Annotated in this window: 10 protein-coding genes and 2 pseudogenes; 8 read left to right on the top strand and 4 right to left on the bottom strand. The window is 74.4% G+C overall.

Going from position 1 to position 14,236, the window contains the following annotated elements; translation table 11 throughout:
• Window positions 1–59 precede the first annotated feature (59 nt).
• The 3 genes from ACFUK0_RS36530 to ACFUK0_RS36520 are packed head-to-tail and all read left to right on the top strand — an operon-like array spanning window position 60 to window position 2,552.
• Complete coding sequence (locus ACFUK0_RS36530; RefSeq protein WP_380257687.1) at window positions 60–1,244, top strand: sensor histidine kinase; 1,185 nt, start codon at window positions 60–62, stop codon at window positions 1,242–1,244.
• Complete coding sequence (locus ACFUK0_RS36525; protein WP_380257685.1) at window positions 1,241–1,912, top strand: response regulator; 672 nt, start codon at window positions 1,241–1,243, stop codon at window positions 1,910–1,912. The genes ACFUK0_RS36530 and ACFUK0_RS36525 overlap by 4 nt, the downstream gene beginning before the upstream one ends.
• Before the next feature lie 43 nt (window positions 1,913–1,955).
• The gene (locus ACFUK0_RS36520; protein WP_380257683.1) at window positions 1,956–2,552 is read left to right on the top strand and encodes a hypothetical protein; all 597 of its coding nucleotides are present in this window, start codon (window positions 1,956–1,958) and stop codon (window positions 2,550–2,552) included.
• Here the strand turns inward: ACFUK0_RS36520 and ACFUK0_RS36515 are convergent.
• Window positions 2,540–3,550, bottom strand: coding sequence for a hypothetical protein (locus tag ACFUK0_RS36515; protein ID WP_380257681.1), 1,011 nt, complete (start codon window positions 3,548–3,550; stop codon window positions 2,540–2,542). The genes ACFUK0_RS36520 and ACFUK0_RS36515 overlap by 13 nt on opposite strands.
• Before the next feature lie 212 nt (window positions 3,551–3,762).
• On the opposite strand from ACFUK0_RS36515, the gene ACFUK0_RS36510 reads away from it, so the two are divergent.
• Entirely contained in the window at window positions 3,763–4,446 is a 684-nt protein-coding gene (locus ACFUK0_RS36510; RefSeq protein WP_380257679.1) for a rhomboid-like protein, read from the top strand.
• On the opposite strand, the gene ACFUK0_RS36505 is transcribed toward ACFUK0_RS36510, so the two are convergent.
• Entirely contained in the window at window positions 4,361–4,855 is a 495-nt protein-coding gene (locus tag ACFUK0_RS36505) for a winged helix-turn-helix transcriptional regulator (RefSeq protein WP_380257677.1), read from the bottom strand. The two genes, ACFUK0_RS36510 and ACFUK0_RS36505, sit on opposite strands and share 86 nt — an antisense overlap.
• A gap of 109 nt (window positions 4,856–4,964) precedes the next feature.
• On the opposite strand from ACFUK0_RS36505, the gene ACFUK0_RS36500 reads away from it, so the two are divergent.
• Window positions 4,965–5,921, top strand: a complete 957-nt coding sequence (locus tag ACFUK0_RS36500; protein ID WP_380257675.1) for an NADP-dependent oxidoreductase — start codon at window positions 4,965–4,967, stop codon at window positions 5,919–5,921.
• Here the strand turns inward: ACFUK0_RS36500 and ACFUK0_RS36495 are convergent.
• Window positions 5,900–10,123 (bottom strand): molybdopterin-dependent oxidoreductase, encoded by a 4,224-nt coding sequence (locus ACFUK0_RS36495; protein ID WP_380257673.1) that lies wholly within the window; start codon window positions 10,121–10,123, stop codon window positions 5,900–5,902. The two genes, ACFUK0_RS36500 and ACFUK0_RS36495, sit on opposite strands and share 22 nt — an antisense overlap.
• 253 nt (window positions 10,124–10,376) lie before the next feature.
• Window positions 10,377–11,702 carry a hypothetical protein gene (locus ACFUK0_RS36490; protein ID WP_380257671.1) on the bottom strand — a complete coding sequence of 442 codons (1,326 nt, stop codon included), beginning with the start codon at window positions 11,700–11,702 and terminating at the stop codon, window positions 10,377–10,379.
• Window positions 11,703–11,840: 138 nt separating this feature from the next.
• Between ACFUK0_RS36490 and ACFUK0_RS36485 the strand changes: the two are divergent.
• From ACFUK0_RS36485 to dacB, 3 genes and pseudogenes are all read left to right on the top strand, one after another.
• Window positions 11,841–12,116 (top strand): annotated as a pseudogene (locus tag ACFUK0_RS36485) (protein kinase); the annotation flags it as partial.
• Between the two features lie 60 nt (window positions 12,117–12,176).
• Window positions 12,177–12,386 (top strand): annotated as a pseudogene (locus tag ACFUK0_RS36480) (cellulose-binding protein); the annotation flags it as partial.
• Window positions 12,387–12,577: 191 nt separating this feature from the next.
• Complete coding sequence (gene dacB / locus ACFUK0_RS36475) at window positions 12,578–14,176, top strand: D-alanyl-D-alanine carboxypeptidase/D-alanyl-D-alanine-endopeptidase (RefSeq protein WP_380257669.1); 1,599 nt, start codon at window positions 12,578–12,580, stop codon at window positions 14,174–14,176.
• Window positions 14,177–14,236: the final 60 nt, after the last annotated feature.

Raw genomic sequence — 14,236 nt, 5'->3', positions numbered from 1 at the left:
GGCCCGGACCGGCACGACCGCCGGTCCGGGCCCCCGCTGCGTAACGTGAAGGAGTGCAGATGGCCGAAACGATCAGGCAGTGGCTGCGGGTCCGCCCGCTGATGACCGACCTGGCCGTCGCGCTGGCCTGTTTCGCGTTGGCCGCCCCGGTCCTGGCCGCGGCCGCCTACCACCAGAACGACTCGATCAGCCGCTACCTGATCCTGCTCGGCGTCTCCTGCGTGCCCCTGGTGGTCCGCAGCCGGTGGCCGGTGCCGGTGGCCGCGGCGACGGTCGCGCTCAGCGTGATCGCGTACGCCGTCACCCCGAGCCCGGGGCCGCCGCCGGCCGCGGCGGGCTTCGCCCTGTACGCCGTCGCGATCCGGACCGACCGGCGCACCGCGTGGCGCACCGGCGCCTGCGCCGCCGTCACCCTCACCACCGCCGCGCTCATCCTCCGCCCCGGCGTGGACGAGCTCCCGGCCAACCTCGGCCTGATCGCCTGGACCTTCCTGTCGGTGGCCGTCGGCGACGCCGTGCGCAGCCGCCGCGAACTGCTCGCCTCCGCGATGGAGCGGGCCGAGCGGGCGGAGCGCACCCGCGAGGAGGAGGCCCGCCGCCGGGTCACCGAGGAGCGGATGCGGATCGCCCGCGAGCTGCACGACGTGGTGGCGCACCACATCACCCTGGTCAACGCGCAGGCCGGCGTCGCCCACCACCTGATGCGCACCGACCCCGAGCACGCCTACCAGGCGCTGGAGCGGATCCGGGACACCAGCCGCGCCGCCCTGGACGAGCTGCGCGCCACCGTCGGCCTGCTCCGCCAGAGCGGCGAACAGGCGGCGCCGCGCGAGCCGGCCCCCGGCCTGGCCGGGCTCGACGACCTGCTGGACGCGTTCCGCCACTCCGGCCTGAGCGTCGTCCTGGAGCGCACCGGCGAGCCGGTCGCGCTCGCGCCGATCACCGACCTCACGGCCTACCGGATCATCCAGGAGGCCCTGACCAACACCCACAAGCACGCCGGGCCGGCGACCGCGCACGTCCGCCTCGGCTTCGCGGCCGGCGTGCTGCGGCTGACCGTCGAGGACGACGGCCGCGGCACCGGCGGCGGCACCGGGACGGGCCACGGCATGATCGGGATGCACGAACGCGCCCGGGCCGTCGGCGGCACCCTCTCCGCGGGACCGCGCCCCGGCCGGGGCTTCCGTATCCACGCCGAACTGCCGCTGCCGACCGGCGCCGGCCGGAAGGGCTGCCGACCATGACCATCCGCGTACTGCTCGCCGACGACCAGGCGCTCCTGCGGGGCACCTTCCGGATGCTCGTCGACTCCGCCCCCGACCTGGAGGTGGTCGGCGAGGCCGGCACCGGCCGGGAGGCGGTCGCGCTGGCCCGCAGCCTGCGCGCCGACCTCGTCCTGATGGACATCCGGATGCCCGACCTGGACGGCCTCGCCGCGACCAGGCTGATCACCGCCGACGAGGACCTGGCCGGCGTCAAGGTCCTGGTGCTGACCACCTTCGAGAGCGACGAGTACGTCGCCGAGGCGCTGCGGGCCGGCGCCAGCGGGTTCCTCGGCAAGGGCATCAACCCCGAGGAGCTGCTGGACGCCATCCGGGTCGTCGCGGCCGGCGACGCGCTGCTCTCCCCGGCCGCCACCAAGTCCCTGATCGGCCGGTTCCTCGCCCAGCCGGCCCCGCAGGACCGCGCCGCACTGCCCCGGCTGGACGCGCTCACCGCCCGCGAGCAGGAGGTCGTCACCCTGGTCGCGGCCGGGCTCTCCAACGACGACATCGCCGAGCGGCTGTTCGTCACGCCGCTCACCGCCAAGACCCACGTGAACCGGGCGATGGCGAAGCTCGGCGCCCGCGACCGGGCCCAGGTCGTGGTCATCGCCTACGAGAGCGGGCTCGTCCGGCCGGGCAGCGCCTAGCCGGGGCCTTCTGCCGCGCGCGGCCGGGTGGTAGTCATGGGCGGTGCGTTTCGACAGCGTTCCGATGCCGCCGGCCGTCGGTGCCCGGCCCCGTGACACCCGCGGCTACCCCGTGCCCGCCATCACCCCGTGGGAGGACGGCGAGCCGCAGTTCGCCAGGACGGACTTCGGGCGCAGTGCGGACTGCGCGCGGCGGCGGCTCTGCTCGGTCTGCAACGCCCTGCTGGCGCCGGGCCCGGTGTGGCGGGTGGTCGGCGCCGAGGAGAGCGCCGCGATCGCCGGGGCACTGGCCGCCGGGCGCCCCTACCGCAACCTCGCGCCGACCCTGGAGGCGCCGGGCCATCGCGCCTGCATGCTGTACGCCTCGATGGTCTGTCCCTACCTCGCCCGCCCCGACGCCCGCCGGGGCCTGACGGCCGACGCCGCGGACGGCCTGACGGCGCACGTCGTCCGCGGCGCCGCCCGGGGCGGGCAGGGCGCGGTGGTGGGCTTCGGGGGCTTCGAGTACGCCGTCACCGCGGACCGGGTGCTGTTCCGCTTCCTCGACGTGGTGGAGTTCCTGCCGCACGAAGCGGCCGACACCCACCTGGACGAGCTGCGGGCCGAACTCGCCCGCACCGGTCCGGGTCAGCCCCGGTAGGCGGGCAGGCCGGTGTAGCTGGAGACCCGGACGGGTGCGGCGGAGCCGTCGGCCGGCATGGTCCAGATGCCGTCGGGTGCCCGCAGGGCCAGGGTCCGGCCGTCGGGGGACCACGCGGGCTCGGTGTAGTCGGTGGTGGCGGTCGGGGTGAGGTCCCGGACGGGCCGCTCGCCCGCGCCGCCCTCGAAGATGTGGTCGTGCCCGTCGACGGAGCGCACGAAGACCAGGTCGTCCCCGGCGGGGGACAGTGCGGGCTGGGAGCCCCTGGTGAGGGCGCTGCCCTGCTGGCGCAGGTACTCGTCCCGGATGAAGACCTCGCCGGTGTCGCTGTTCGCGTAGGCGGCCGTCCCGTAGTCGCCGCCGCCGCTCGGCCAGGTGTTGCCGGTCTGCGGGAGCGCCGGGCTGTTCTCCCCGCTCTCGGTGCCCAGGCTCAGTACGTGCGGCGTCCCGCCGGTCCCGGTGGCGGCGATGCCCTTCAGCCGGGACACGCCGCCCTTCGCGGCGGCGAAGAAGATGTTGTCCTTCGCGGGCAGGCCGTTGTCGGGGTGGGCCGACGCCACCTGCCAGGTCGGGTGGGACCAGGTCTCCCCGCCGGGGTTCCGGGCGACCACGACGCGTCCGCTGCCGTCGGGGTTGGCGGTGACGAGGTCGCCCGACCCGCTGATGAACGCCGCCTTCCGGCCGTCCGGGGACCACGCCAGGTCGCGGACGACGATGCCGAAGTCCACCGAGGTCCCGTTCATCAGGACGTGGTCCGTCCCGTTGCTGATGGTCAGGCGGGTCCCCGCCGTCCCGTTGACGGCCGGGGTGCCGGACGGGGTGCCGGAGGGGGAGGCGGCCGGGGCGCGGGTGGTCTCCGGGGCGGGTGCGGCGCCGGTCGGGAGCGGCGTGGGGCCGTTCTCGGGGTCGCACCCGGTCAGCAGCGCCGCGGCGCCGACGGTGAGCAGGGTGGTGAGGGCGACGGCGGCGGCGGTGCGCAGACGGGTGGCAGCGGACACGAGTACTTCCCCCCAGGGATGTTGGCGCTTCGCGGTGCGGTGGGACCGAGGGTGACAGGCGCGGATCCGGGATCGGTGCGCCGTGCGTCACAACCGGGCAACAACGCCCCGGGGGCGCTGCGCCCTCACCCGGACGGCCCCCTGCGGGGCGTGCCGGGGGCGCCGCTCGGCCAGGCTTGGCCCAGACACCGACCGAGCGAGGGGGCCCGCCCGTGGCAGCACACCTGTCCGCCGCGGCCCGGAGCTGCCGGGCTTACGTCCGCCGGGCCCCGGGGACGTACGTCTGGCTCGCGATCCTGTTCGCCACCACCGTGGTGATCCGGCACGTCTCGCCCGAGACGGCCGACCAGATCCTGGAGAAGCGCTCGACCAACCTGCACTACCTGGCGGTCTCGCCCGTCCGGGTGCTGCTGACCAGCGCCATGTGGATCGCGGGCGGCGGCTGGCTCTTCTACTTCGTCCTCTACAACATCTTCCACGTCCCGGCGGAGCGCTGGCTGGGCACCGGGCGCTGGCTGGCGGTGCTGCTGATCGCGCACGTCGGCGCCACCTACCTCAGCGAGGGCGTGCTCTACTGGGCGATCGCCCGCGGCTACGCGCCGGAGAGCGCCAGGTACACCCTGGACTACGGCGTCAGCTACGCGCTGGCGGGCGTCGAGGCGGTGCTGACGTACCTGATCACCGAGCCGTGGCGGTACCTGTACATCGCGGGTGTGCTGTTCTTCTACGGCCTCGCCCTGGTGGAGGGGCGCGACTTCACCAGCGTCGGCCACTTCTCCGCCGTCCTGCTGGGGCTGGCCTGCTACCCGATCACGCGCTCCCGCCCCGGGAGCTGGGATCCGGCCGCGGCCGTCCGGGCCGGCTGGCGCCGGCTGCGGCCGGCCCCGCAGCGCTGACCCGGGCCTCGCCGGCCCGGCTGTCGTAGGAGTCGCGGGCGGCGAGCACCTCGCCCATGTTGTCCTGGGCCCAGCCCTTGATGGCCTGCATCACCGGCAGCAGCCCGGTGCCCAGCGGCGTGAGGGCGTAGTCGACCCGGACGGGTACGGACGCGGTGACGCTGCGGGTGACCAGGCCGTCCCGTTCCAGGTTGCGCAGCGTCTGGGTGAGCATCTTCTGGCTGACGCCGGCCAGCGTCCGGGACAGGTCGCTGTAGCGGCGCGGCCCGTCGGCCAGGGCGTTGACGGCGAGGCTGACCCACTTGTCGCCGATCCGGTCCAGCAGCTGCCGGGCCGGGCACTCGGCGAGGTAGGCGTCGTAGGCGGCGCGCTCCTCGGCCCTGCGCGCGGCCGCGGTCCTGGTGGCCATGGCTCTCCCCGAGGTCCGGTACGCACTCCGGAGTGCGTACTTCCCTGTGGAGAGTAGCTCTCCGTAGGTTCGTCAGGTCCAGTACGGGCGGCCGGATGAGGAGAACACGGTGCGAGCGGTGGTGGTGCGGGCCTTCGGCGGCCCGGAGGTGCTGGAGCTGGTGGACGTCCCCGTTCCCGTGGCGGGGCCCGGCCAGGTCCGGATCCGGGTCGAGGCGGCGGCGGTCAACCCGGTCGACGCGGTCACCCGGGCCGGGGTCCTCGCCGCCGCCGGGCTGATGGAGGGGCACGGGCAGGCCGGCATCGGCTGGGACGTGGCCGGGGTGGTGGACGCGGTCGGCCCGCGGAGCGCCGGCTTCTCCCCGGGTGACCGGGTGATCGGCCTGCGGGACCGGCTCGACGTGCCGCTCGGCACCTACGCCGACTACGTGGTGCTGGACGCGGCGGCGGTGGCCCCGGCCCCGGCGGGCGTACCGGCGGTGGCCGCGGCCACCCTGCCGCTCAACGCGCTGACCGCCGATCAGGCGCTCGACCTGCTCGGCCTGGCGGGCGGCAGCACCCTGCTGGTCACCGGAGCCGCGGGCGCGGTCGGCGGCTTCGCGGTCGAGCTGGCCGCCCTGCGGGGCCTGCGGGTCGTCGCGGTGGCCGGCCCGGCCGACGGGGAACTCGTCCGGCGGCTGGGCGCCGAGTGGTTCGCCCCGCGCGGTGCCGGCCTGGCCGACCGGGTCCGCGGGCTCGTCCCCGGCGGGGTGGACGGGGCGATCGACGCCGCACTGACCGGCGTGGCCGCGCTCGGCGCCGTCCGCGCCCGGGGCTCGTTCGTCGCCGTGGCGGCCGGCGCGGCGCCCGTCGGCCTGCGCGGGATCACGGTGCGCACCCAGTGGGTGGCCGCCGACGGACCCGCCCTGGCGAGGCTCTCGGCGCTGGCCGGGCAGGGGCGGCTCACCCTGCGGGTGGCTGCGACCCACCCGTTGGAGGACGCCGCCCTCGCCCATCGGCGGCTGGCCGAGGGCGGCCTGCGGGGCCGGCTCGTCCTCACGACCGGTCAGTACACGTCGCGGACGTAGCGCTTCTCGGCGGCGAGCTGCTTCACGTAGACGGCGGCCTCCTCGTCGGTCAGGCCGCCGTAGCCGGCGACGATCTCGCGCAGGGCCAGGTCGACGTCCTTGGCCATCCGGCCGGCGTCGCCGCAGACGTAGAAGTGCGCGCCCTTCTGCAGCCAGTCCCAGAGCCGGGGGCCGTGCTCGCGCATCCGGTCCTGGACGTAGATCTTGGCGCGCTGGTCGCGGGAGAAGGCCAGGTCCAGGCGGTCCAGGTGGCCGGTGCGCCGGAAGGCGTCGAGCTCCTCGCGGTAGTAGAAGTCGGTGGCCTGCCGCTGCTCGCCGAAGAACAGCCAGTTCGGGCCGGTGTGGCCGCGGGCCTGGCGCTCCTCCAGGAAGCCGATGAACGGTGCCACGCCGGTGCCCGGACCAACCATGATCATCGGCGTCGAGGAGTCGGCCGGCGGACGGAAGTGCGGCGAGCGCTGGACGAAGACGGGCACCGGGCCGTCGTCGGCGGCGTCCGCGAGGTAGGTCGAGCAGACGCCCTTGCGGGCAGCGCCGGCCTCGTTGCCGTACCGGACGACGGAGACCGTCAGGCGCACCTCGCCGGGGTGGGCGAGCGGGCTGGAGGATATCGAGTACAGCCGCGGCTGGAGGCGCTTCAGCACACCCGCCCACTCCCGGGCGCCGGCCCGGACGGGGTAGGCGCCGACGATGTCGGCGGCCTGCCGGCCCCAGCTCCACTTCGCCAGCTCGCCCTTGTTGTCCGGGCGCAGCAGCCGCTTGAGGTCGCGGTCGCCGGTGCGCTCCGAGACGAAGCGCAGCAGGTCGGGGGTGATCCGGGCGATCTCCAGGCGGGTCCGCAGGGCCTCGCCGAGCGGGATCTCGCCGACCTCCGCGACGGGGACGGGCTCGGCCGGGTCGAGGCCGGTGACGGCCAGCCACTCCGCTACCAGGTCGGGGCAGTTGGCCGGCCAGACGCCGAGCGCGTCACCCGCCTCGTACACGAGGTCGCCGCCGTCGCCGCCCCGGGTGTCGAAGGCGAACTGCCGGACCTCCTTGCTGGAGCCGGGCAGGCTGAGCACCCGGTTGCCGACCAGCAGGGTCGCGAAGGGGGACGCCTTCGAGTAGCCGGCCCGGCCGCCGGCCGCGGCGGGACGCGGTGCGGCCGGTGCGGCCGGGGTGACCGGCGCGGCGGCGGCCTGTGCGGTGAGGGCGGCGAGGACTTCGTCCAGCCAGCGCCCGGCGGCCTCGTCGTAGTCGGGCTCGCAGTCGGTGCGGGGCGCGAGCCTGCTCGCGCCGAGCTCCCCCAGGCGCTGGTCGAGGCGGCGGCCGTGGCCGCAGAAGTCGTCGTAGCTGGAGTCGCCGAGCGCGAGGACGGAGTACCGCAGGCTGCTGATCCGGGGCTGCTCCTCGGCGGTGAGGGACTCCCAGAACCCCGCCCCGTTGTCCGGGGCCTCACCGTCACCGAAGGTGCTGGTGATGACGAGCACGGGCACGCCGGCCGGCAGGGCGGCGGGGGTGCAGTCGGCCATGTCCATCAGCTTCGGGGCCCAGCCGGCCTCGGTCAGCCGGCGGGCCGCCCCGGCGGCGGCGTCCTCGGCGTTCCCGGTCTGCGAGGCCCAGAGGATCACCACCTCGGGCGCCGCCGTCCCGGCCTCCGGGGCCGGTGCGGCGTCCGGTGCGGTCTCCGGGCCGGTGGTCGTCCGGGAGAAGATCCCGGCGAGCAGGCCGTTGACCCACAGGGCGCGCTCGGGGGCGATCGGGGCCCGGGCGGGGAGCACCGGCACGGCGCCGCGGGCGCCGCCGCCGGGTGCGCCGCCGGTCTGCGCGCTGTCGCCGAGCCCGGCGAGGTAGCCGGCCAGGTACTGCCGCTCCTCGCCCGCGAAGGCGGGCGGCGTGAGGTCCTCGACGCCGAGGATGCGGGCCAGCAGCGCCGTCCGGCCGAGGCTCTCGTACCCCGTGTCCGGTGCGGCGGGCTGCACGGCGGGCACGGCGGCGGGCTGGACGGCCGGTGCTGCCGCCCGGGCCGGGGCGGTGACCTTGGCCAGCGAGACGGCGCAGGCCTTGAACTCGGGCTGGAAGGAGAGCGGGTCGACGGCGTCGTTGGTGACGGCGTTGATGCTCAGGTACTCGCCGAAGAGGTCGTTCCAGTGGAACGGCGCGAAGCAGTTCCCCGGCCGGACCCGCTCGGTGACGACGGCGGGCAGGACGGCCCGCCCGCGCCGGGACGCCACCTCGACCTGGTCGCCCTCGGCGATGCCGAGCGCCCGGGCGTCCTCCGGGTGGATCTCCACGAACGGACCGGGGTTGAGCTTGTTGAGCTTGGCGACCCGGCCGGTCTTGGTCATGGTGTGCCACTGGTGCTGGAGCCGGCCGGTGTTCAGGACGATCGGGTAGTCGTCGTCCGGCAGCTCGGCGGCGGGCAGGTGCGGCCGCGCGAAGAACTGCGCCCTCCCGCTGGGGGTGGGGAAGGCCAGCCGGGGCCTGGCGCCGTCCGGGCGCACCAGCAGGGTCTGGCTGACGCCGTCGTTGAGGTAGCGGATCGGGTTGCGGTCCGGGCCGTCGGCGGTCGGGGCCGGCCACTGCACCGGGGTCCCGCGCAGCCGCTCGTACGTCACGCCGCGCAGGTCCCAGCCGGTCTTCGGGTTCCAGGCGCGCTTGAGTTCCTCGAAGACCTCCTCGGCGTCGGCGTAGTCGAAGGCCTCCGCGAAGCCCATCTCGCGGGCGACCCGGGCGATCAGCTGCCAGTCCGGCAGTGCCTCGCCGACCGGGTCGGCGGCGGGCCGGGCGAGGGTGAGGTTGCGCTCGGAGTTGATCATCACGCCCTCGGCCTCGGCCCACAGCGCGGCGGGCAGCACCACGTCGGCGTAGGCGTTGGTCTCGGTGTCCGCGAAGACGTCCTGGGTGATGACCAGCTCGGCGGCCTCCAGACCCGCGATGACCGTCCTGCGGTTGGCGACGGAGGCGACCGGGTTGGTGCAGATGATCCAGCACGCCTTGATGTCCCCGGCGGCCATCTGCTCGAACATCTCGACGGTGCCGCGGCCGACCTCGGTGCGCAGGGTGCCCGGCTCCAGCCCCCACAGGTTCTCGGTGAACTCGCGGTCGGCCGGCACCAGCACCGAGCGCTGGCCGGGGAGGCCGGGGCCCATGTAGCCCATCTCGCGGCCGCCCATCGCGTTGGGCTGGCCGGTGAGCGAGAACGGGCCGGAGCCGGGGCGGCAGATCGCACCCGTGGCGAGGTGCAGGTTGACCAGGGCGTTGGTGTTCCAGGTGCCGTGGGTGGACTGGTTGAGCCCCATCGTCCAGCAGCTCATCCACTCGCCGGCCTCGCCGATCCACTGCGCGGCCTGCCGGATGTCGGCCTCGGGTATCCCGGTGATCTCAGCGACCTTCGCGGGCGGGTAGTCCGCCAGGAACGCCGGCATCTCCTCCCAGCCCTCGGTGTGCTCCGCGACGAACGCCGGATCGGTGTGGCCGTTCTCCACCAGCAGGTGCAGCAGGCCGTTCAGCAGGGCCAGGTCGGTGCCCGGCTTGATCTGCAGGAACAGGTCGGCCTTGTCGGCGGTGGCGTTGCGCCGCGGGTCGACCACGATCAGCTTCGCGCCGGCCTTCACCCGCTCCATCATCCGCAGGAAGAGGATCGGGTGGCAGTCGGCCATGTTCGCGCCGATGACGAGGAACGCGTTCGCCTGCTCGAAGTCCTGGTAGGAGCCGGGCGGCCCGTCCGCGCCCAGCGACAGCTTGTAGCCGGTGCCGGCGCTGGCCATGCACAGCCGGGAGTTGGACTCGATCTGGTTCGTCCGCACGAAGCCCTTGGCCAGTTTGTTGGCCAGGTACTGCGCCTCCAGGCTCATCTGCCCGGAGACGTAGAAGGAGAGCGCGTCGGGGCCGTGCTCGTCCAGGATCGCCCGCAGGCGGCGCGCGGTCTCGCTGATCGCCTCGTCCACACCGGTCGCCGCGGGCGCGGCGCCGCGGTTCGCGCGGACGAGGGCGGTGCCCAGGCGTCCGGGCGCCGCGAGCATGTCCGCGCTGGTCGCGCCCTTGGTGCAGAGCCGGCCGGAGTTCGCCGGGTGGGCCTTGTCGCCGGAGGCCTTGACCACCCTGCGGCGGCCCGTCCCGGCGTCCACCGTCACGTCGAGCAGCATTCCGCAGCCCACACCGCAGTAGGAGCAGACGCTCCGCACGGTGGTGGCGGCAGCCTGCGGACCCAGTGCCGTCACGGACAACCCCTCTCGCAAAACCCCGGCGGCGCCGTCCGTGGCCCGGTGACGGCACTGGCACCGGAGGCGGGCGGCTCCCACGTACCGGAAACAGTAGGAGCCGCCGGTTGCGCGGACGTCACGCGGCCCGGTGCCGAGGGGTTACGTCGGTCGCACACCTCCCCGGCGGCGGGTGTGAGCCGCAGGGCGGGGCGCGGACACGACGGAACGCCCCGGCCGGGGGCGGCCGGGGCGTCCGGAGTCGGCGGACGGGCTACTTGGTCAGGCGGGGGAGCAGCCAGTCGGCGAGCTTCTTGGTCACCTCGCTGTGCGGGCTGTTGCCGTCGTTGCACTGGAAGTCGTCCAGCGCGCTGAGGGTGCGCGGCAGCAGCGAGACGTCGGGGGCCGGGTCGCCGTCGTGGACGGGCTCGCCGCCGATCGCCACCGCGCTCACCGAGGGCACGAAGCAGCTGCTGTTGAAGCGTGCGTCGATCGGGATGCCGAGCGCCTTGGCGACCAGCCCGAAGGAGGCCAGCGTGCCGCCCGGCGCGCCGTCCAGCGCCGGGACCGCGGTCGTGGTGCTGCGCCGGACGGTCAGCCCGATGTGCATCCCGCCGATCCGCTCCTTCTCGCCGAGGTGCGGCTGGACCCGGGCCGTCGCGCTCGCGGCGCCCAGCGCCTGCTTCCAGTCGAAGGCGATCTCGCCCGGCTCCAGCTCCAGGGCGGTGCCCTGGCCGTCACCGTTGGCGACACCCAGCTTGCGCGGAATCGAAGGGAAGCCGCCGACCCGCTCCAGGTCCTGGAGGAACGCCGCGCGCAGCGGGCTGCGGGTGACCTCCCCCGAGTACTTGGAGTTCTCCACCCAGGCCCACAGCAGCTGCTGGGCGGCCGGGCTGCGCAGCAGCTCCGCCTGCTTTGGCTCGCCCGGCACCTCCGGGACGAACGCCTCGAAGAAGTGCGCCATCTGCTGGAGGATCAGCGGGATCCACGCGCCGTTGTGCGGCGTGTCCCAGGAGAAGTACGTGCCGGTCTTGTGCTCCTCCTCGTCGAGCTCCATCTTGGCCAGCGCGTAGCGGGTGATCATGCCGCCCATGCTCACGCCGCCGACGATCAGGTCCTCCCGCTCCGCGTCGGCCGCGAGTCGGCGGATCAGCGCGATCGCCACCTCGGCGTTGGCCTGGATGTGCGTGTGCCGCTCGTCGAAGCCGAGCAGGACGACGTCGACCCCGGCCTCCAGCAGCTGGTCGAGGAAGTGCTCGCCCTTGCCGTACGGGGCGTTGAAGTGCGCCCAGAGGCCGGGCAGGTCGCTCGGCCCGTAGTTGAAGCCGTCGGCGAGGACCAGCGGCCGGGTGACCGTCCTGCGGCCCGGTGCGTAGTACACGCCGGCCCGCCCGGTCGCCACCTGGCCGTCGTAGGCGTCGCCGGTGAGCGTCCACTCGGTGTCCGGATCGCGGCGCTCGCCCGCGGCCCGGCCGGCCTCCGGCGCCGAGAACCAGAGGCCTCGGGGCAGCAGGGCCGCGACCTCGTCCCGTTGGGCGGGGGAGAGCTCGCTGAGCCCGTCGAGGAGATTCGGGTCGACGTCGATCCTGGGCTGAACCACGGTGCCACCTCTGTGCGGTGCGGTGTGACGGGGGACAGGTCGGTGCCCGCCGCCGGCGGACGGACGCATGGGGTGGTCGTTCGGCCACTCGGTGTAACGGTGGCGGGCGTCCGCATCCTTGCACACCTCGTCGTCCGTATGCGGCCGATCCGGAGTCCCGGCGCGCCGGGGCTCCGGCCGACCAACTGGACTTTCCTGCACACCAGTTCGGATTCGGGTGCCGTCGACGGCAGGGCCCCGACCGGCCCGCGGGCGGTAGGTTTGGCCGCCGGGGCGGCGCAGATCGCCGAGGCCCTGGTGGCCGCGCATCGCGCGGGCGTGGTCCACCGCGACATCAGACCGGCCAACGTCATGATCCAGAGCGCCGGTTCGGTCAAGGTGGTGGACTTCGGCATCGCCCGGGCCGAAGCCGCCGACGACGGCCTGACCAGTACCAGCGTCATCAGTCGGCACCCCCGCCTACCTGGCGCCCGCGAGACCCACACCATGGCCGCGCAGGCCGCGGCGGACTTCGAGGCCAACCTGGTCAGGCGCCGGGAGCAGTCCGAGCGCGAGCTGGCGGCGCTCACCAACCGCCGCGACAGCATCAACGCGCGGCTGACCAAGCTGCGCGCCATGCTCGCCGCCCTGACCGCGGAGGCGGTGACCGCCGCCTCGCTCCCGCCGGAGCAGCAGCGGTCCTGAGCGCGGGGGCGGCCTCGGCGGTCGGGCGGTCGGGCGTGTGGTGCGGTCCGTTCTGCGGCACCCGGAGAGCTGACGGGTGCATGCGGGTGAACAGCTCCCCGGGACGTTCGGCGACCGGCCCCGGCGCGGTATGTCTGGCGGTGCTGAGCAACCGTCAGGGTGGCCGCCGCGCGGCCGGAACAGGTGGGTTCATGAGATCGACAGCCAGAGGTTGGGGCGCCTGGGTCACCACGCTCGCCACGGCGGTGGCCGCAGTCGTCACGGTCGGGGCGGCGGGCCCCGTGCCCGGGCACGGCGACGACCTCGGTGCCGAGATCACGGCGATCATGGCCAAACCGGCCTACCAGCACGCCCAGTGGGGCCTGCTGGAGATCGACGACACGACCGGCCGCGTCATCCACTCGCAGTACCCGGACCAGTTCTTCATCCCCGGTTCGACGGCCAAACTGGTCAGCGTCTCGGGTGCCTGGCACGCGCTCGGCGGCGAGCACCGCTTCACCACGCCCGTGCAGGCCGTCGGCGACCGGGACGGCACGGCCCTGAACGGCTCACTGGTGCTGGTCGCGCAGGGTGACCTGACCATGGGCGGCCGGACGAAGCCGGACGGGTCCGTCGACTTCACCCCGATCGACCACACCTACGCGAACGACGTGCCCGGTGCGACCCTCACTCCGGAGAACCCGCTCGCCGGGCTGGACGAGATCGCCCAGCAGGTGCGCCAGTCGGGAATCACCGAAGTCCGGGGGGACGTCGCGATCGACTCGCGGCTCTTCACCTCCTTCCCCGAGCTGGACCCGACCCCGACCCCGCTCATCGTCAACGACAACGTCATCGACCTGCTGACCACGGCCACCGCCCCCGGCCAGGCCGCACAGCTCAGCTGGCGGCCCCAGGTCGCGCCCTACCAGGTGGAGTCGACCGTGCAGACGGTCGCGGCCGGCGGTACGACCGACATCGCGGTCACCGCCTCGCCCGACGGCACCCGGATCAGCCTCTCCGGGACGATCGCGGCCGACGCGCAGCCGACCCTGCGGATCTCCGCCGTCCAGGACCCGGCGGCGTTCGGGCGCACCGCGCTGATCGAGGCACTCGCCCGAGCGGGTGTCACGGTCACCGCTCCGCCGACCGGGCCGAACCCGTCCGGCGTGCTCCCGGGCTCCTACGACGGTACGCAGCGCGTCGCTGCGTACGTCTCACCGGTCTTCGCCCAGTACGCGAGGCTGATCCTGAAGGTCAGTCACAACCTCGGGGCGAACCTCGGGATCTGCCTGATGGCCGTCACGGCGGGCAGCCACCAGTGCGAGGACGGCTTCCCCGTGCTCACCGACTTCCTCCGGCAGGCCGGTATCGACCCGACCCAGGTGCAGCTGCTCGACGGACGCGGCGGCAACCCCGTCGACCGGGTCACCCCGAGGGTGGAGAACGAGATCCTGCACTACTGGCAGGGCACCCCGGAGGCGACCCGCTTCCGTGAGGCGCTGCCGATCCTCGGCGTGGACGGCTCGCTGGCCTCCGCCTGCGAGGGGTGTCCCACCTGCCCGGGCAAGGGGAAGGTGTGGGCCAAGCCCGGCACCGTCGCCGGGTTCGACGCGGTCAACCAGCGCCTCGCCATCGCCGGTGAGACCCTCGGCGGCTACCTCGACGCGGGCCACGGCCGGCTGCACACCTTCTACCTGGCCGTGAACGGCGCATCCACCCCGGACATCAACGGCCTCATCGACATCATCAACGACCTGTCCCGGATCGCGGGCCTCCTCCAGGAGCAGGCGGAGGCGAGGGGCGGTTCCTGACCGCAGGCCCTGCCGCCCGGCGGTGAACGCCGAGGACCCCGACCGGCCCGGTCGGGGTCC

Origin of the sequence: Kitasatospora sp. NPDC057223 (genome assembly GCF_042669755.1) — a bacterium.
Lineage (GTDB): Bacteria > Actinomycetota > Actinomycetes > Streptomycetales > Streptomycetaceae > Kitasatospora.
This window is presented reverse-complemented; position numbering and strand designations above follow the sequence as displayed.

Coding starts and splice junctions, on each gene's coding strand:
- ACFUK0_RS36530 (WP_380257687.1), top strand. CDS start 60: ATGGCCGAAACGATCAGGCAGTGGCTGCGGGTCCGCCCGCTGATGACC.
- ACFUK0_RS36525 (WP_380257685.1), top strand. CDS start 1,241: ATGACCATCCGCGTACTGCTCGCCGACGACCAGGCGCTCCTGCGGGGC.
- ACFUK0_RS36505 (WP_380257677.1), bottom strand. CDS start 4,855: ATGGCCACCAGGACCGCGGCCGCGCGCAGGGCCGAGGAGCGCGCCGCC.
- dacB (WP_380257669.1), top strand. CDS start 12,578: ATGAGATCGACAGCCAGAGGTTGGGGCGCCTGGGTCACCACGCTCGCC.